Annotated in this window: 21 protein-coding genes; 15 read left to right on the top strand and 6 right to left on the bottom strand. The window is 54.7% G+C overall.

Annotation, left to right across the window (positions count from 1 at the left end):
• The first annotated feature begins 1 nt into the window (after nucleotide 1).
• The 10 genes from secY to ACJ8IP_RS23960 all read left to right on the top strand — a co-directional run bounded on the left by secY (nucleotide 2) and on the right by ACJ8IP_RS23960 (nucleotide 5,725).
• Nucleotides 2-1,333, top strand: a complete 1,332-nt coding sequence (secY, locus tag ACJ8IP_RS24005) for a preprotein translocase subunit SecY (protein WP_004929740.1) — start codon at nucleotides 2-4, stop codon at nucleotides 1,331-1,333.
• Between the two features lie 33 nt (nucleotides 1,334-1,366).
• Nucleotides 1,367-1,483, top strand: a complete 117-nt coding sequence (gene rpmJ / locus ACJ8IP_RS24000; protein ID WP_002227352.1) for a 50S ribosomal protein L36 — start codon at nucleotides 1,367-1,369, stop codon at nucleotides 1,481-1,483.
• A 148-nt stretch (nucleotides 1,484-1,631) separates the two neighbouring features.
• Nucleotides 1,632-1,988, top strand: coding sequence for a 30S ribosomal protein S13 (gene rpsM, locus ACJ8IP_RS23995; protein WP_004929734.1), 357 nt, complete (start codon nucleotides 1,632-1,634; stop codon nucleotides 1,986-1,988).
• A gap of 16 nt (nucleotides 1,989-2,004) precedes the next feature.
• Nucleotides 2,005-2,394, top strand: a complete 390-nt coding sequence (gene rpsK / locus ACJ8IP_RS23990) for a 30S ribosomal protein S11 (protein ID WP_004929731.1) — start codon at nucleotides 2,005-2,007, stop codon at nucleotides 2,392-2,394.
• A gap of 30 nt (nucleotides 2,395-2,424) precedes the next feature.
• Nucleotides 2,425-3,045, top strand: a complete 621-nt coding sequence (rpsD, locus tag ACJ8IP_RS23985; protein ID WP_004929729.1) for a 30S ribosomal protein S4 — start codon at nucleotides 2,425-2,427, stop codon at nucleotides 3,043-3,045.
• Nucleotides 3,046-3,070: 25 nt separating this feature from the next.
• Nucleotides 3,071-4,060 carry a DNA-directed RNA polymerase subunit alpha gene (locus ACJ8IP_RS23980; protein ID WP_002919219.1) on the top strand — a complete coding sequence of 330 codons (990 nt, stop codon included), beginning with the start codon at nucleotides 3,071-3,073 and terminating at the stop codon, nucleotides 4,058-4,060.
• Between the two features lie 40 nt (nucleotides 4,061-4,100).
• Nucleotides 4,101-4,490 carry a 50S ribosomal protein L17 gene (rplQ, locus tag ACJ8IP_RS23975; RefSeq protein ID WP_004929726.1) on the top strand — a complete coding sequence of 130 codons (390 nt, stop codon included), beginning with the start codon at nucleotides 4,101-4,103 and terminating at the stop codon, nucleotides 4,488-4,490.
• A 148-nt stretch (nucleotides 4,491-4,638) separates the two neighbouring features.
• A complete protein-coding gene (locus tag ACJ8IP_RS23970) occupies nucleotides 4,639-5,013 on the top strand; it encodes a DUF1992 domain-containing protein (RefSeq protein WP_033645242.1) in 375 nt (124 codons plus the stop codon).
• Nucleotides 5,013-5,444 (top strand): Zn(2+)-responsive transcriptional regulator, encoded by a 432-nt coding sequence (zntR, locus tag ACJ8IP_RS23965; protein WP_016930321.1) that lies wholly within the window; start codon nucleotides 5,013-5,015, stop codon nucleotides 5,442-5,444. The genes ACJ8IP_RS23970 and zntR overlap by 1 nt, the downstream gene beginning before the upstream one ends.
• 74 nt (nucleotides 5,445-5,518) lie before the next feature.
• Entirely contained in the window at nucleotides 5,519-5,725 is a 207-nt protein-coding gene (locus ACJ8IP_RS23960) for an alternative ribosome-rescue factor A (protein WP_164107471.1), read from the top strand.
• A 58-nt stretch (nucleotides 5,726-5,783) separates the two neighbouring features.
• On the opposite strand, the gene mscL is transcribed toward ACJ8IP_RS23960, so the two are convergent.
• The 5 genes from mscL to def all read right to left on the bottom strand — a co-directional run bounded on the left by mscL (nucleotide 5,784) and on the right by def (nucleotide 10,601).
• Nucleotides 5,784-6,200 carry a large-conductance mechanosensitive channel protein MscL gene (mscL, locus tag ACJ8IP_RS23955; protein WP_033645241.1) on the bottom strand — a complete coding sequence of 139 codons (417 nt, stop codon included), beginning with the start codon at nucleotides 6,198-6,200 and terminating at the stop codon, nucleotides 5,784-5,786.
• A gap of 137 nt (nucleotides 6,201-6,337) precedes the next feature.
• Entirely contained in the window at nucleotides 6,338-7,714 is a 1,377-nt protein-coding gene (trkA, locus tag ACJ8IP_RS23950) for a Trk system potassium transporter TrkA (RefSeq protein WP_004929716.1), read from the bottom strand.
• Between the two features lie 53 nt (nucleotides 7,715-7,767).
• The gene (gene rsmB, locus ACJ8IP_RS23945; protein WP_033645240.1) at nucleotides 7,768-9,057 is read right to left on the bottom strand and encodes a 16S rRNA (cytosine(967)-C(5))-methyltransferase RsmB; all 1,290 of its coding nucleotides are present in this window, start codon (nucleotides 9,055-9,057) and stop codon (nucleotides 7,768-7,770) included.
• Nucleotides 9,058-9,129: 72 nt separating this feature from the next.
• Complete coding sequence (gene fmt / locus ACJ8IP_RS23940) at nucleotides 9,130-10,074, bottom strand: methionyl-tRNA formyltransferase (RefSeq protein ID WP_164107470.1); 945 nt, start codon at nucleotides 10,072-10,074, stop codon at nucleotides 9,130-9,132.
• Between the two features lie 17 nt (nucleotides 10,075-10,091).
• The gene (gene def, locus ACJ8IP_RS23935) at nucleotides 10,092-10,601 is read right to left on the bottom strand and encodes a peptide deformylase (protein WP_015379260.1); all 510 of its coding nucleotides are present in this window, start codon (nucleotides 10,599-10,601) and stop codon (nucleotides 10,092-10,094) included.
• A gap of 133 nt (nucleotides 10,602-10,734) precedes the next feature.
• Between def and dprA the strand changes: the two genes are divergently transcribed.
• The 5 genes from dprA to aroE are packed head-to-tail and all read left to right on the top strand — an operon-like array spanning nucleotide 10,735 to nucleotide 14,279.
• Entirely contained in the window at nucleotides 10,735-11,856 is a 1,122-nt protein-coding gene (gene dprA / locus ACJ8IP_RS23930) for a DNA-protecting protein DprA (protein ID WP_033652727.1), read from the top strand.
• Nucleotides 11,828-12,301, top strand: a complete 474-nt coding sequence (gene smg, locus ACJ8IP_RS23925) for a DUF494 family protein Smg (RefSeq protein ID WP_025160381.1) — start codon at nucleotides 11,828-11,830, stop codon at nucleotides 12,299-12,301. The genes dprA and smg overlap by 29 nt, the downstream gene beginning before the upstream one ends.
• A gap of 25 nt (nucleotides 12,302-12,326) precedes the next feature.
• Nucleotides 12,327-12,872, top strand: a complete 546-nt coding sequence (locus ACJ8IP_RS23920) for a DNA topoisomerase family protein (RefSeq protein ID WP_019456195.1) — start codon at nucleotides 12,327-12,329, stop codon at nucleotides 12,870-12,872.
• Between the two features lie 7 nt (nucleotides 12,873-12,879).
• A complete protein-coding gene (gene tsaC / locus ACJ8IP_RS23915) occupies nucleotides 12,880-13,449 on the top strand; it encodes an L-threonylcarbamoyladenylate synthase type 1 TsaC (RefSeq protein ID WP_033645237.1) in 570 nt (189 codons plus the stop codon).
• Between the two features lie 11 nt (nucleotides 13,450-13,460).
• Complete coding sequence (aroE, locus tag ACJ8IP_RS23910; RefSeq protein WP_442524537.1) at nucleotides 13,461-14,279, top strand: shikimate dehydrogenase; 819 nt, start codon at nucleotides 13,461-13,463, stop codon at nucleotides 14,277-14,279.
• Between the two features lie 42 nt (nucleotides 14,280-14,321).
• Here aroE and ACJ8IP_RS23905 read toward each other — a convergent pair whose 3' ends face one another.
• Nucleotides 14,322-14,864, bottom strand: a complete 543-nt coding sequence (locus ACJ8IP_RS23905; protein ID WP_033645236.1) for a gamma carbonic anhydrase family protein — start codon at nucleotides 14,862-14,864, stop codon at nucleotides 14,322-14,324.
• Between the last annotated feature and the right edge of the window lie 409 nt (nucleotides 14,865-15,273).

Below are 15,273 nucleotides of genomic sequence, written 5' to 3'. Positions count from 1 at the left end.
GATGGCTAAGCAACCAGGATTAGATTTTCAAAGTGCTAAAGGCGGGCTCGGCGAGCTGAAGCGCAGACTTTTGTTTGTCATCGGCGCGCTGATTGTCTTCCGCATCGGCTCTTTCATTCCGATTCCTGGTATCGATGCCACTGTGCTTGCCAAATTGCTTGAGCAGCAGAGAGGCACTATCATTGAAATGTTTAACATGTTCTCTGGTGGTGCCCTCAGCCGTGCTTCTATCTTTGCTCTGGGGATCATGCCGTATATTTCGGCGTCGATCATTATCCAGCTGCTGACGGTGGTTCATCCGGCGTTGGCGGAAATCAAGAAAGAAGGGGAGGCTGGCCGTCGCAAGATTAGTCAGTACACCCGTTACGGTACGCTGGTATTGGCCATATTCCAGTCGATCGGTATTGCTACCGGTCTGCCGAATATGCCTGGTATGCAGGGCCTGGTGTTAAACCCAGGCTTTGCATTCTACTTTACTGCGGTTGTGAGCTTGGTCACCGGGACAATGTTCCTGATGTGGCTGGGTGAGCAGATTACTGAGCGCGGTATCGGCAACGGTATCTCGATCATTATCTTCGCGGGTATTGTAGCGGGGCTCCCGCCGGCAGTGGCCCATACTATCGAGCAAGCGCGGCAAGGCGACCTGCACTTCCTCCTGCTGCTGTTGGTTGCAGTATTGGTGTTTGCAGTAACCTTCTTCGTTGTTTTCATCGAGCGTGGTCAACGTCGTATCGTCGTTAACTATGCGAAGCGTCAACAAGGTCGTCGTGTTTATGCAGCACAGAGTACACACTTACCGTTGAAAGTGAACATGGCGGGTGTTATCCCGGCGATTTTCGCTTCCAGCATTATTCTGTTCCCGGCCACGATTGCATCATGGTTTGGGGGCGGTACCGGTTGGAACTGGCTGACTACGATTTCGCTGTATTTGCAGCCAGGGCAACCGCTTTATGTGTTACTCTATGCGTCTGCAATCATCTTCTTCTGTTTCTTCTACACGGCGTTGGTATTCAACCCGCGTGAGACAGCAGATAACCTGAAGAAGTCCGGTGCCTTCGTACCAGGAATTCGTCCGGGAGAGCAAACGGCGAAGTATATCGATAAAGTAATGACGCGTTTAACCCTGGTGGGCGCGATGTACATTACTTTCATCTGCCTGATCCCGGAGTTCATGCGTGATGCAATGAAAGTACCATTCTACTTTGGTGGTACCTCGCTACTGATCGTGGTTGTCGTCATCATGGACTTTATGGCTCAAGTGCAAACTCTGATGATGTCAAGTCAGTACGAGTCTGCATTGAAGAAAGCAAATCTGAAAGGCTATAACCGCTAGTCAGATTCGTTTGAGAAGTTACGGAGAGTAAAAATGAAAGTTCGTGCTTCCGTCAAGAAATTATGTCGTAACTGCAAAATCGTTAAGCGTAACGGTGTCGTTCGTGTGATTTGCAGCGCCGAGCCGAAGCATAAACAGCGTCAAGGCTGATTATCTCGCATATTTTTCTTGCAAAGTTGGGTTGAGCTGGCTAGATTAGCCAGCCAATCTTTTGTATGTCGCACTGCAACATTATTTGAGTATCCTGAAAACGGGCTTTTCAGAATGGTGTTGCTGTATAAAATAGTAGGAGTGCATAGTGGCCCGTATAGCAGGCATTAACATTCCTGATCATAAACATACCGTTATCGCCTTAACGTCGATCTTCGGTATCGGTAAAACCCGTTCACAGGCTATCTGTGCATCCACGGGTATTGCTGAAAATGTTAAGATCAGTGAGCTGTCTGAAGAGCAAATCGAAAAGCTTCGTGATGCAGTTGCCAAATACACCGTTGAGGGTGATTTGCGTCGTGAAATTACCCTGAGCATCAAGCGTCTTATGGACCTTGGTTGCTATCGTGGTTTGCGTCATCGTCGTGGTCTGCCGGTACGCGGTCAGCGCACCAAGACCAACGCTCGTACCCGTAAGGGTCCGCGCAAGCCGATCAAGAAATAATCGGGGTTATTGAATAATGGCAAAGGCACCTGTTCGTACACGTAAGCGTGTAAGAAAGCAAGTCTCTGACGGCGTGGCTCATATCCATGCTTCTTTCAACAACACCATCGTTACCATCACTGATCGTCAGGGTAATGCTTTGGGTTGGGCAACAGCCGGTGGTTCCGGTTTCCGTGGTTCTCGTAAGTCCACTCCGTTCGCAGCACAGGTTGCAGCAGAACGTTGTGCTGACGCAGTAAAAGAATACGGTATCAAGAACCTGGAAGTTATGGTTAAAGGACCTGGTCCTGGTCGTGAGTCTACTATCCGCGCTCTGAACGCGGCTGGTTTCCGCATCACTAATATTACTGATGTGACTCCGATCCCTCATAACGGTTGTCGTCCGCCGAAAAAGCGCCGCGTGTAACGCAGCTTTTAGGATTGTTGGAGAAAGAAAATGGCAAGATATTTGGGTCCTAAGCTCAAGCTGAGCCGTCGTGAGGGCACAGACCTGTTCCTTAAGTCTGGCGTTCGCGCGATCGATTCCAAGTGTAAAATTGAACAAGCACCTGGTCAGCACGGTGCGCGTAAACCGCGTCTGTCTGATTACGGTGTTCAGTTGCGTGAGAAGCAGAAAGTTCGCCGTATGTACGGCATTCTGGAGCGTCAATTCCGTAACTATTACAAAGAAGCAACCCGCCTGAAGGGCAACACCGGTGAAAACCTGTTGCAGCTGCTGGAAGGTCGTCTGGACAACGTTGTTTACCGTATGGGCTTCGGCGCTACTCGTGCAGAGTCACGTCAGCTGGTTAGCCACAAAGCAGTTATGGTAAACGGTCGCGTTGTTAACATCGCTTCTTATCAGGTATCTCCGAATGACGTAGTCAGCATCCGCGAGAAAGCTAAAAAGCAGTCTCGTGTTAAAGCTTCTCTGGAGCTGGCTGAGCAGCGTGAAAAGCCGACTTGGCTGGAAGTTGATGCTGCTAAGATGGAAGGCGTGTTCAAGCGTATGCCTGAACGTACCGATCTGTCTGCGGACATTAACGAACACCTGATCGTCGAGCTTTACTCCAAGTAAAGCTTAGTACCAAAGAGAGGACACAATGCAGGGTTCTGTGACAGAGTTTCTAAAACCGCGCCTGGTAGATATCGAGCAAGTCAGTTCGACGCACGCCAAGGTGACCCTTGAGCCTTTAGAGCGTGGCTTTGGCCATACTCTTGGCAACGCACTGCGCCGTATTCTGCTTTCATCTATGCCGGGTTGCGCGGTGACCGAGGTTGAGATTGATGGTGTACTGCATGAGTACAGCACCAAAGAAGGCGTACAGGAAGATATCCTGGAGATCCTGCTCAACCTGAAAGGGCTGGCGGTGAGAGTTCAAGGCAAAGACGAAGTTATTCTTACCCTGAATAAATCTGGCATTGGCCCTGTGACCGCTGCCGACATCACCCATGATGGTGATGTCGAAATCGTCAAGCCTCAGCACGTGATCTGCCACCTGACTGATGAGAACGCGGCTATCAGCATGCGTATCAAAGTTCAGCGCGGTCGCGGTTATGTGCCGGCTTCTGCCCGAATTCATTCGGAAGAAGATGAGCGCCCAATCGGTCGTCTGTTGGTTGACGCCTGCTACAGCCCTGTAGAGCGTATCGCCTACAATGTTGAAGCTGCGCGTGTAGAACAGCGTACTGACTTGGATAAGCTGGTCATCGAGATGGAGACCAATGGCACGATCGATCCTGAAGAGGCGATCCGCCGTGCGGCCACCATTCTGGCTGAACAACTTGAAGCTTTCGTTGACCTGCGTGATGTACGTCAGCCGGAAGTTAAAGAAGAGAAACCGGAATTCGATCCGATCTTGCTGCGCCCTGTTGACGATCTGGAATTGACTGTCCGCTCTGCTAACTGCCTCAAGGCAGAAGCTATCCACTACATCGGTGATCTGGTACAGCGTACCGAGGTTGAGTTGCTGAAAACGCCAAACCTGGGTAAAAAATCTCTTACCGAGATTAAAGACGTGCTGGCCTCACGTGGTCTGTCTCTGGGCATGCGCCTGGAAAACTGGCCGCCGGCAAGCATTGCTGACGAGTAACCGGATCACAGGTTAAGGTTTTACTGAGAAGGATAAGGTCATGCGCCATCGTAAGAGTGGTCGTCAACTGAACCGTAACAGCAGCCATCGCCAGGCTATGTTCCGTAACATGGCCGGCTCTTTGGTTCGTCATGAGATCATCAAGACGACCCTGCCAAAAGCAAAAGAGCTGCGTCGCGTTGTTGAGCCGCTGATTACTCTTGCCAAGACCGACAGCGTAGCTAATCGTCGTCTGGCATTCGCCCGTACTCGTGATAACGAGATCGTGGCAAAACTGTTTAACGAGCTGGGCCCGCGTTTCGCGAGCCGTGCCGGTGGTTACACTCGCATTCTGAAGTGTGGCTTCCGCGCAGGCGACAACGCGCCGATGGCATACATCGAGCTGGTTGATCGTGCTGAGTCTCAAGCAGAAGTAGCAACTGCAGAGTAATCTGTAGACGCGTAAAAAAACCGGGCTTGCCCGGTTTTTTTACGTCCAAATCCAGCCAAATGTGCTCAATTCCCCCGTCGTGCTTAAGATCCCCGCTCCTATCCGTTATGCTTAGACTCATTCAATAAGCTCACTGAGGCTGTCTGTTATGGGGTTGCTCGACCAATGGGCGGAACGTCATATCCTTGATGCCCAGGATAAAGGCGAGTTCGACAATCTGCCCGGCCAGGGACAACCGCTCGTGCTGGACGATGACAGCGCGGTGCCTGCTGAGCTACGCGCCGGTTACCGCCTGCTGAAAAATGCCGGTTATCTGCCGCCGGCGCTGGAAGATCGCAAAGAGGCATTAACCGTTGCTCACTTACTGCAAGGGATCAACAGTGAGCATCCGGACTATGTCGATCTCAGCAAGCGCATGGCGCTGCTGGAACATCGGTTACGTCACGCTGGAATGAGCACGGACTTCTTGCATGGCGAATATCAGCGTGCGCTGGACGGTAAACTCACCCGAGAGGAGAAGTAATGTTCAAGATAGGTCAGTTGGCCAAGCTTGCCGAAGTGACGCCGGATACCGTGCGTTATTATGAAAAGCAGGGCATGATGGATCACAATGTCCGTACTGAAGGCGGTTATCGGCTGTACACCGAGCAGGATCTGCAGCGGCTGCGTTTTATCCGCTATGCCAAGCAGTTAGGCTTTACTCTGGAAACGATCGCCGAGCTGCTGTCGATCCGGGTCGATCCGGAACATCACACCTGCCAGGAATCGAAGTCTATCGTTGATGCGCGCCTGAGCGAAGTGGAAAGCAAGTTGGCGGAGCTGACCCGGATGCGTGAATCGTTGAAACGGCTGAGCGACGCCTGCTGCGGTACCGCCCATACCAGCAACTACTGTTCGATCCTGGAAGCTTTGGAACAGGGCGCCAGCGATGACAAAGGCAAAAAAGGTTGCTGACGGCACTTTAATTTTTATATCGCCGGCAGTATTATCGCCCCGTTTTATCCCTCATATTTTACAGGAGCATTATCATGACGAAATATCGTCACACCAAAGGCCATATTCAAGATAACGCCATTGAGGCGCTGCTGCATGACCCGCTATTCCGTCAGCGGGTAGAAAAGAATGTGAAAGGCAAAGGCAGCTATCGACGTAAAGAAAAACACAACAAAGGCGGTAACTGGGAGGCCAGTGGCAAACTATCAAACGATAATTTACCACTGGCCTTCTGGTTTTAAGGCATTAAAAAAGCCACCTTCATCCGGTGGCTTTTTATTGGCATAACCAAATGCTGTCTTACAGTTTTGGCTGCTGTTGATGGCTCAGCAAATCACGGATTTCCGTCAGCAGTTTCTCTTCTGCAGTAGGTTCTGGCGGCGCTGCCGGAGCTTCTTCTTGTTTGCGGCGCATTTTGTTCATCAATTTAATCGCCAGGAAGATGGCGAAGGCGACAATCACGAAGTCAAATACGGTTTGGATGAATGAACCGTAGTTCATTACCACCGCCGGTACGGCGCCCTGAGCTTCACGTAATACCAGATGGAACTGTTTAAAGTCGACACCGCCGATCAGTAAGCCCAGCGGAGGCATGATGATATCAGCGACGAAGGATGAAACAATCTTGCCGAACGCGGCGCCGATAATCACACCGACGGCCAGATCGACCACGTTGCCGCGCATGGCAAATTCGCGAAACTCTTTCAACATACTCATAGAACGCACCCCTTGCAGAATTAATAACTCAAGTTTAACAAAGCAATTTCCCTTTGCCACAAAAGGAGAGAAGTTTTATCTCCTCTCAAGGCAGAGAACAACTACGCGATTATAGACCATCGCCAAATAAATTCGTTCTACAAGAAGAACGGGCTCGGTTGGAACAGGCGTTCAACGTCCGGCACGAATTTCTTGTCGGTAATAAACATGATGACATGATCGCCCTGTTCGATTTTGCTGTTGCCGTTAGCGATGATGACGTCGTCGCCACGAACGATAGCGCCGATGGTGGTACCCGGTGGCAGCTTGATATCTTCAACGATGCGGCCAACCACTTTGGACGTGCTTTCATCGCCGTGGGCAATCGCCTCGATCGCTTCCGCCACGCCGCGGCGCAGCGATGAAACGCTGACGATATCCGCTTTGCGCACATGCCCAAGCAGCGCGGAGATGGTTGCCTGCTGCGGTGAAATGGCAATATCGATCACGCTGCCTTGCACCAGATCGACATAGGCGCGCCGCTGGATCAAGACCATCACTTTCTTGGCGCCCATGCGCTTGGCCAGCATGGCCGACATGATGTTGGCCTCATCGTCGTTGGTGATGGCGATGAAGACATCCACCTGCTCGACGTGCTCTTCGGCCAGCAGTTCCTGGTCGGAGGCATCGCCATAGAACACGATGGTATCGTGCAACTGCTCGGCCAGTTCGGCGGCACGTTGCTGATTGCGCTCAATGAGTTTGACGTTATAGTCTTTCTCCAGCTTGGCGGCCAGGCCGGCGCCGACGTTGCCGCCGCCGACGATCATGATGCGCTTATAAGGTTTTTCCAGCCGTTGCAGTTCGCTCATCACCGCGCGAATGTGCTGTGAGGCGGCAACGAAGAACACTTCATCACCGGCTTCGATAATGGTCGAGCCTTGCGGACGAATCGGCCGATCCTGGCGGAAAATGGCGGCGACGCGAGTGTCGATATGCGGCATGTGTTCGCGCATCGAAGAGAGCGCATTGCCGACCAGCGGGCCGCCGTAATAGGCTTTAACCGCGGCGATGCTGACCTTGCCTTCGGCGAAGTTGACCACCTGCAGCGCGCCGGGGTATTCAATCAGCTTGTAGATATAGTCGATGACCAGCTGCTCCGGCGAAATCAGATGGTCGATCGGCACCGCTTCCGGCAGGAACAGTTTCTCCGACTCGCGGATATATTCCGGCGCGCGGATACGGGCGATACGGTTGGGGGTATTAAACAGAGAATAGGCGATCTGGCAGGCGATCATGTTGGTTTCGTCGGAGTTGGTGACGGCGACCAGCATGTCGGCATCTTCTGCGCCGGCTTCGCGCAGCACCCGGGGGTGAGAACCATGTCCCTGAACCACTCGTAGATCGAATTTATCCTGCAGCTGACGCAACCGGCCGGAGTCGGTATCGACGACGGTGATATCGTTGTTTTCACCTACCAGGTTTTCCGCCAGCGTCCCGCCAACCTGCCCGGCACCAAGAATAATTATTTTCATCGTGTTCTCTGCTTCACACTGAAAGACTTAGGGCGCGTGGGCACCCTGAAGAATTACATTTTAATCAGCTTAGCGTAAAAGAAGCCATCGCCGTCCTCGGGATGCGGGATATTCTGCCGTCCCGGCCGCTGCGCATCGCCGGTTTCAACCAGCTTGGCATCGGCATGGCGCTGCAAGAACGCGGCGATCTGACTACTGTTTTCATCCGGCAGAATAGAGCAGGTTGCGTAAACCATCACGCCGCCTGATTTCAGATGCGGCCAGACGGCCTCCAGGATATCGGCCTGCAGGGCGGCGAGTTCGGCGATGTCGCGATCGCGGCGCAGCCATTTGATGTCGGGATGACGGCGTATCACGCCGGTGGCCGAACAAGGCGCGTCCAGCAGGATACGGTCGAACTGCTTGTCACCGCACCATTGCTGCGGTGTGCGGCCATCGCCCAGTTTAACCTCTGCGTGCAAACGCAGACGCTGCAGGTTTTCTTTCACCCGCGCCAGACGCTGTTCGTCGATATCGACGGCCATAACCTGTGCTTTCGGCGCCGCTTCCAGAATATGCGTAGTTTTGCCGCCGGGCGCGGCGCACAAATCGAGGATCTGTTCACCGTCTTGTGGATCCAACAGATCAACACAGCCTTGGGCTGAGGCATCTTGCACGGTGACCCAGCCGTCGGCGAACCCTGGCAGATCGGTCACGGCGCAAGGTGCCAGCAACCGTACGGCGTCGGCATAGTCTGCATGAGGCTCTGCGGCGATGCCGGCGTCGGTCAGCAGCTGCAGGTAAGCCTCACGGGTGTGATGCAGGCGGTTGACGCGCAGCCACATCGGCGGCTTCTGGTTATTGGCGTCGACGATCTGTTGCCAGTTGGCGGGATAAGCCTGTTGGATGCGTTTCAGCAACCAGCTCGGGTGCAGGTAGCGGCTGTCATTGTTGGCGGCGCGCTGCAGAAGTTCTTCCTGCTGGCGCTGGAATTGCCGCAAGACGCCGTTAATCAAACCTTTTAACTGTGGGCGTTTCAGCGCCACCGCACCTTCCACGGTTTCTGCGAGTACGGCGTGCGCCGGGATACGGGTATACAGCAGCTGATACAAGCCGACCATCAGCAAATAGTGAAGTGTACGTTGCTTGCCGGTCAGCGGTTTGGCCATTAATTGCTGAATGCACCATTCGAGCTGCGGCAGTACGCGTAACGTGCCGAAGCACAGTTCCTGCAGCAACCCGCGGTCTTTATCGCTGATGGAGGTTTGCAGCGCCGGCAGAACAGTACTCAGTGACTGCCCTTGATCCAGCACCTGGCCGATGGCTTTGGCAGCGATGCTGCGGAGATTGTAATTATTTTTCATAGGCTGAAGCTGATAACGATCGGCATTAAGAAAATAACGGCCCGGCGATGAACGGCCGGGCAGTGGGGTGACTTACAGCCGGTTACCCGGGGTAAACCATTCACGACGTGAATTTAAAAGGTCTTGCGCCGACATCGGTTTCTTGCCGGCGGGCTGCAGTTGGATCAGATTGAGGATACCGTCGGCGGTCGCCACCTGAATGCCGTGCTTGTCGGCATGGACAACGGTGCCCGGCTCCGCGTTGGCGCTTTCCGCCATTACGCTGGCCTGCCACACTTTCACCGGTTGCTCATCGATGGTGAAGTAGCTTATCGGCCAAGGGTTGAAGGCGCGGATGCAACGCTCCAGCTGTGCGGCGGACAGTGTCCAATCCAGGCGAGCTTCTTCTTTGCTCAGCTTCTCGGCGTAGGTGACCAGCGACTCGTCCTGCACTTCGCGGGTGGCGCTGCCGTCGGCCATTTTGCGCAGCGTCGTCAGCATGCCCTGCGGGCCGAGCTGCGCCAGCTTGTCGTAGAGGCTGGCGCTGGTATCGCTGCTCTCAATCGGGCAGGCGATCTTGTGCATCATGTCACCGGTATCGAGACCGACATCCATCTGCATGATAGTCACGCCGGTTTCGCTGTCACCGGCCCAGAGCGAACGCTGGATCGGCGCCGCGCCGCGCCAGCGAGGCAGCAGCGAACCATGTACGTTGATGCAGCCAAGACGCGGCATATCCAGCACCGCTTGCGGCAGAATCAACCCGTAGGCAACCACCACCATCACGTCGGCGTTGAGATCCGCCACCAGACGCTGGTTCTCTTCGGGGCGCAGCGATTTAGGCTGAAATACCGGCAATTGGTGTTGTTCGGCCAGCATTTTGACCGGGCTGGGCGTTAGCTTGTTGCCGCGGCCTGCCGGACGGTCGGGTTGAGTGAATACGCCGACAATCTGGTGCTCAGATGACAACAGCGCGTCAAGATGACGCGCTGCGAAGTCTGGTGTTCCGGCGAAAATAATCCGTAAAGAGTCAGACACGTTGATTTCCTGATCGGTTAGGCGCGGGCTTGAAGCTTGGCCATTTTTTCCAGTTTCTGACGAATGCGCTGACGCTTGAGCGGCGACAGGTAATCGACGAACAGTTTACCCATCAGGTGATCCATCTCGTGCTGGATGCAGATCGCCAGCAGATCGTCCGCTTCCAGCTCGAAAGGTTTGCCTTCGCGATCCAGCGCGCGGATCTTCACCTGCGCGGCGCGCGGCACCAGCGCACGCTGCTCGGGAATGGAAAGACAGCCTTCCTCGATGCCGGTTTCGCCGCTTTTTTCCAGCAGCTCCGGGTTGATCAGCACCAGGCGCTGATCGCGATTCTCGGAGACGTCGATCACGATAATGCGCTGATGGATATCCACCTGAGTCGCAGCCAGGCCAATGCCTTCCTCTGCGTACATGGTTTCAAACATATCATCCACGATGCGCTGGATATCTGCATTGACTTCTTTTACCGGCGCTGCGACTTTGCGCAGACGCTCGTCTGGGAAATGTAATACCTGCAAGACTGACATATATCTTTAGATCTGTATCCGAGTAATGAACGAGGTTTAACCTCTATTCTAGACATTTCCCGACCTGATTGACAGCATTGCGCACCAATTGCTCAGATTGGCAATACCACCGTTTTTGCTGAGGGAACAGACGATGCGGCCGGAAGAGATCGCTTTACGGATGCGGGGAGTCACGGGGCTACAGACCGTCGTGGCCAGTCGGCTCGTGCGACAGTTATCGCAAATGAGTGGCGAGCCTCGCCGCGTGTTGCATGAGCTGGGATTGAACGAACGGCAGCAGGCACAGTTCAACCGGGTGGATCCCGTCTATCTGGCGGCCACCCTGCGTTGGCTGGAGGAGCCGGCGCACCGTATGCTGAACTATGGGGCGCCCGGCTATCCTGAAAACCTGGCTCAGATCGACGACGCGCCGCTGTTTCTGCTGATCGAGGGCGATCCTCGGGTGCTGTTGCAACCTCAGCTCGCTATGGTCGGCAGCCGGCAGTTCAGCCATTACGGCGAGCGTTGGGCGAACCATTTCGCCGAGGAGTTGGCGCGTTGCGGTTTCACCATCACCAGCGGTTTGGCGATCGGCATCGACGGCATTTGCCATCGTGCGGCGCTGGCGGCCGATGGCTGCACGATTGCGGTGTTGGGCAGCGGGCTGGGCAATATCTATCCGCGCCGGCACCGCCGGCTCGCGGAGCAGATAGTCGAGCAGGGCGGCGCCGTGATTTCAGATCATTTAGTCACCGATTTGCCGCTGGCCGACCATTTCCCACGCCGTAATCGCATTATCAGCGGGCTCAGCCTGGGGGTTCTGGTCATAGAAGCTTCGCTGCGCAGCGGTACCCTGGTGACGGCTCGCTACGCGTTGGAGCAGGGGCGTGAGGTGTTCGCCTTGCCTGGGCCATTAGGAAACCCGATGAGTGAGGGGACGCATTGGTTAATCCAGCAGGGCGCGCATCTGGTCACCGGGCCGAAAGATATCGCCGAATTGCTGGGAAGCGGCCTTCAATGGCTGTCACTGAACGAAAATACAACTATTTGTGCGTCGCAGGCTGAAGTTGAATTGCCATTTGGCGATGTGTTGGCTAACGTAGGAGATGAGGTGACACCTGTTGACGTCGTCGCTGAACGTGCCGGCCAACCTGTGCCAGTGGTGGTAATCAAGTTACTCGAGCTGGAGTTAGCAGGGTGGATCGCAGCTGTACCCGGCGGCTATGTCCGAATAAGGAGGGCAAGCCATGTTCGACGTACTCATGTACTTGTTTGAAACTTATATCCACAATGAACCAGAGATGCGCGTCGATCAGGATCAACTGACCGATGATCTCGCTCAGGCGGGGTTTCATCGGGATGATATCTACAACGCGTTGAATTGGCTTGAGAAGTTGGCTGACCTGCAAGAGGGTCAAAATGCCCCTTACTTTATGGATGCCGATCCGCTGGCAATGCGGATCTACACCGAAGAAGAAGGCGCACGTCTGGACGCCGGCTGCCGTGGTTTTCTCCTGTTCCTGGAACAGATTCAGGTATTGAACCTCGAAACCCGTGAAATGGTTATCGACCGCGTTATGGCTTTGGATAATGCGGAATTCGATCTCGAAGATCTGAAATGGGTCGTGTTGATGGTGCTGTTTAATATCCCCGGATATGAAAGCGCCTATCAGCAAATGGAAGAACTGTTGTTTGAAGTGAACGAAGGTTATCTGCATTGAGCCGATAACGCGCATAGAAGACGTTATGACAAAAAACGCGATTTTTGCCGCCAGGCAAAATGAACCCTGTCCGGAATGCGGGGCCGAACTGGTGATCCGTAGCGGTCGCCACGGCCCCTTCCTCGGCTGTTCCCAGTACCCTGAATGCCAATATATTCGGCCGCTGAAAGCGCAGGCCGATGGACATATCGTTAAGGTCTTGGATGGGCAACAGTGCCCGAAATGTCAGGCGACGTTGGTGCTGCGCCAGGGGCGCTATGGCATGTTTATCGGCTGCAGCGATTATCCGCAGTGTGATCACACTGAAGTGATCGATAAGCCTGACGAAACCGCCATTACCTGTCCGCAGTGCGGCCAAGGCAAACTGCTGCAGCGCAAGTCGCGTTACGGCAAAGTTTTTCATTCCTGCGATCGTTACCCGGAATGCCAGTTTGCCCTCAATGTTAAACCTGTCGCCGGTGAGTGCGCTTATTGCCATTATCCGCTGCTGATGGAAAAGCGCACGGCAAAAGGCCCCGTCCTGTGCTGTGCCAGCAAGCTGTGCGGAAAACCCGTCGCGACTACAGAATAATCACATCATGAACTCAGAATTAAGCCCGAACCTTTTATCTATCATCGATGCTTTGCATCAACAGCAGGTGATTGCGTATCCCACCGAAGCCGTATTCGGCCTGGGTTGCGATCCCGACAGCGAGCAGGCGGTCAATGCATTGCTGGCGCTGAAACAGCGGCCGTGGGAAAAGGGGCTGATTTTGATCGCCGCAGACTATGCACAGCTTAAGCCTTATATCGACGACAGTGCGCTCAGCGAACAGCAGCGCACGACGATGTTTGCCAGCTGGCCAGGGCCGGTAACCTGGGTTTTGCCCGCTAGGCCGGAGACGCCGCGTTTGCTGACCGGACGCTTCAGCTCGCTGGCGGTGCGCGTCAGCGATCATCCGTTGGTGCAGCAGCTGTGTCGGCAGTACGGCAAGCCGCTGGTGTCGACCAGCGCCAATCTCAGTGGGCTGGAGCCATGCCGCAGTGCGGATGAGGTCACGCGGCAGTTCGGCGAAGCTTTCCCGGTATTGCGCGGCAAGGTGGGTGGCCGTCTTAATCCTTCCGAAATCAGAGACGTTCTGACCGGCGAACAGATCCGTCAGGGCTAGAGGTAATGGGCATGGAGAAGTTTGCGGTATTTGGCAACCCTATCGGCCACAGCAAGTCGCCGCGAATTCATGCGCTGTTTGCTGCCCAGACCGGCATTGAGCATCCTTATGGGACGGTGTTGGCGCCGTTAGACGGTTTTGAAACCAGCCTGCAGGCGTTTATCCGCGCCGGAGGGCTGGGGGCGAACGTCACGGTGCCTTTCAAGGAGCGTGCTTATTCGGCCGCTTCTGAGCTGAGCGAGCGCGCAGCGATGGCCGGTGCGGTCAACACCCTGAAGGTATTGCCGAATGGCGAGCTGTTGGGGGATAACACCGACGGCATCGGGTTGCTGACCGATCTACAGCGTCAGCAATTGATCCTGCCGCAGGATCGCATCCTGCTGGTGGGCGCCGGCGGCGCAGCGCGCGGCGTGATCCTGCCGCTGCTGTCTTTCGGCTGTCGGCTAACGATCACCAACCGCACCTTCAGCCGAGCCCAGGCGTTGGCAGACGCTTTTCGGCATCTGGGGGAGATCTCGGCGGCGCCGATGGATCAATTGGATCAGCAAGCGTTCGAACTGGTGATCAATGCGACGGCGTCCGGCATCAGCGGAGAGATCCCGGCGTTGCCGGCGGGCGTAGTTAATGCGCACACTCGTTGCTATGACATGTTCTATCAGCAGGGCGCTACGCCATTCCTGGCCTGGGCGCAGCAGCAGGGGGCAACGGAATATGCCGATGGGTTGGGCATGCTGGTGGGGCAGGCGGCGCATGCTTTCCTGCTTTGGCATGGAGTGATGCCAGAGATTGAGCCGGTATTGCGCCAGTTGCGCAGCGAACTGGCGGCATAAATCCTGCCCCGTTCTCTTTATTTATAGAGAACGGGGTTCCCGTCAGATGTCTTCCGACAGGTATTCATCTTTCCAGCGTACATAGTTGTTCGAAGAATAAAGCAATCCTTCCAACTCGGCGGCGGTCAACGGCCTAACTTGGCGTGCCGGGCTGCCCATATAGAGATAGCCGCTGACCAGGCGTTTGCCCGGCGGCACTAAACTGCCGGCGCCAATCATCACGTCGTCTTCTACTACTACACCGTCCAGCAGGATCGATCCCATACCGACCAGCACCCGGTTGCCGATGGCGCAGCCGTGCAGCATCGCTTTATGGCCTACGGTCACGTCTTCTCCAATCAACAGGGGATAACCGTCGGGGTTATGTTCGGAGCGGTGAGTCACATGCAGTACGCTGCCGTCCTGTATATTGCTGCGTGCGCCGATCTTTACCGCATTGACGTCGCCCCGAATGGCGACCAGCGGCCAGATGCTGACGTCATCCGCCAGATCGACGTCGCCGATGACGACGCTGGAAGGATCGATCAAGACGCGCTGACCGAGTTTGGGGGTGTATTGAAGATAAGAACGTACTGCATCGGACATGGTGCTTGCCTCACGTCGGGATCATATTTACCGGCAATACTAGACTCTGACGATGGAATTACAACCAATCGCAGCCCCGGATCCTGCGGAAAATGGCCCTGATCGCACAAGATCCACTCGGAAGGGCTGAAAAGTGTGCAAACAGAAAGAAAAGATCAAAAAAGGGGTTGTGCAAAAAACTCGGATCCCTATAATGCGCCTCCATCGACACGGCGCAAGTGATTCACTTCACACAGCGGCCGGGAAGAAAGAGAAAAAATCCTGAAAATTAGGGTTGACTCTGAAAGAGGAAAGCGTAATATACGCCACCTCGAGTTAGCAAGCGAAAGCGCCTAACTCACTGCTCTTTAACAATTTATCAGACAATCTGTGTGGGCACTCCACAAGACGATATCCAGCATCTTCGGAT

Origin of the sequence: Serratia sp. CY52157 (assembly GCF_052168495.1) — a bacterium.
GTDB lineage: Bacteria > Pseudomonadota > Gammaproteobacteria > Enterobacterales > Enterobacteriaceae > Serratia > Serratia ureilytica.
This window is presented reverse-complemented; position numbering and strand designations above follow the sequence as displayed.

Excerpts from the sequence above, each read along its gene's own strand:
- mscL (WP_033645241.1), bottom strand. The coding sequence starts at position 6,200 with ATGAGTATGTTGAAAGAGTTTCGCGAATTTGCCATGCGCGGCAACGTG.
- rpmJ (WP_002227352.1), top strand. The coding sequence starts at position 1,367 with ATGAAAGTTCGTGCTTCCGTCAAGAAATTATGTCGTAACTGCAAAATC.
- ACJ8IP_RS23905 (WP_033645236.1), bottom strand. The coding sequence starts at position 14,864 with ATGTCCGATGCAGTACGTTCTTATCTTCAATACACCCCCAAACTCGGT.
- secY (WP_004929740.1), top strand. The coding sequence starts at position 2 with ATGGCTAAGCAACCAGGATTAGATTTTCAAAGTGCTAAAGGCGGGCTC.
- aroE (WP_442524537.1), top strand. The coding sequence starts at position 13,461 with ATGGAGAAGTTTGCGGTATTTGGCAACCCTATCGGCCACAGCAAGTCG.
- rpsD (WP_004929729.1), top strand. The coding sequence starts at position 2,425 with ATGGCAAGATATTTGGGTCCTAAGCTCAAGCTGAGCCGTCGTGAGGGC.
- rplQ (WP_004929726.1), top strand. The coding sequence starts at position 4,101 with ATGCGCCATCGTAAGAGTGGTCGTCAACTGAACCGTAACAGCAGCCAT.
- ACJ8IP_RS23980 (WP_002919219.1), top strand. The coding sequence starts at position 3,071 with ATGCAGGGTTCTGTGACAGAGTTTCTAAAACCGCGCCTGGTAGATATC.
- zntR (WP_016930321.1), top strand. The coding sequence starts at position 5,013 with ATGTTCAAGATAGGTCAGTTGGCCAAGCTTGCCGAAGTGACGCCGGAT.
- smg (WP_025160381.1), top strand. The coding sequence starts at position 11,828 with ATGTTCGACGTACTCATGTACTTGTTTGAAACTTATATCCACAATGAA.
- ACJ8IP_RS23970 (WP_033645242.1), top strand. The coding sequence starts at position 4,639 with ATGGGGTTGCTCGACCAATGGGCGGAACGTCATATCCTTGATGCCCAG.
- dprA (WP_033652727.1), top strand. The coding sequence starts at position 10,735 with ATGCGGCCGGAAGAGATCGCTTTACGGATGCGGGGAGTCACGGGGCTA.
- ACJ8IP_RS23920 (WP_019456195.1), top strand. The coding sequence starts at position 12,327 with ATGACAAAAAACGCGATTTTTGCCGCCAGGCAAAATGAACCCTGTCCG.
- rsmB (WP_033645240.1), bottom strand. The coding sequence starts at position 9,057 with ATGAAAAATAATTACAATCTCCGCAGCATCGCTGCCAAAGCCATCGGC.
- tsaC (WP_033645237.1), top strand. The coding sequence starts at position 12,880 with ATGAACTCAGAATTAAGCCCGAACCTTTTATCTATCATCGATGCTTTG.
- rpsK (WP_004929731.1), top strand. The coding sequence starts at position 2,005 with ATGGCAAAGGCACCTGTTCGTACACGTAAGCGTGTAAGAAAGCAAGTC.
- def (WP_015379260.1), bottom strand. The coding sequence starts at position 10,601 with ATGTCAGTCTTGCAGGTATTACATTTCCCAGACGAGCGTCTGCGCAAA.
- ACJ8IP_RS23960 (WP_164107471.1), top strand. The coding sequence starts at position 5,519 with ATGACGAAATATCGTCACACCAAAGGCCATATTCAAGATAACGCCATT.
- trkA (WP_004929716.1), bottom strand. The coding sequence starts at position 7,714 with ATGAAAATAATTATTCTTGGTGCCGGGCAGGTTGGCGGGACGCTGGCG.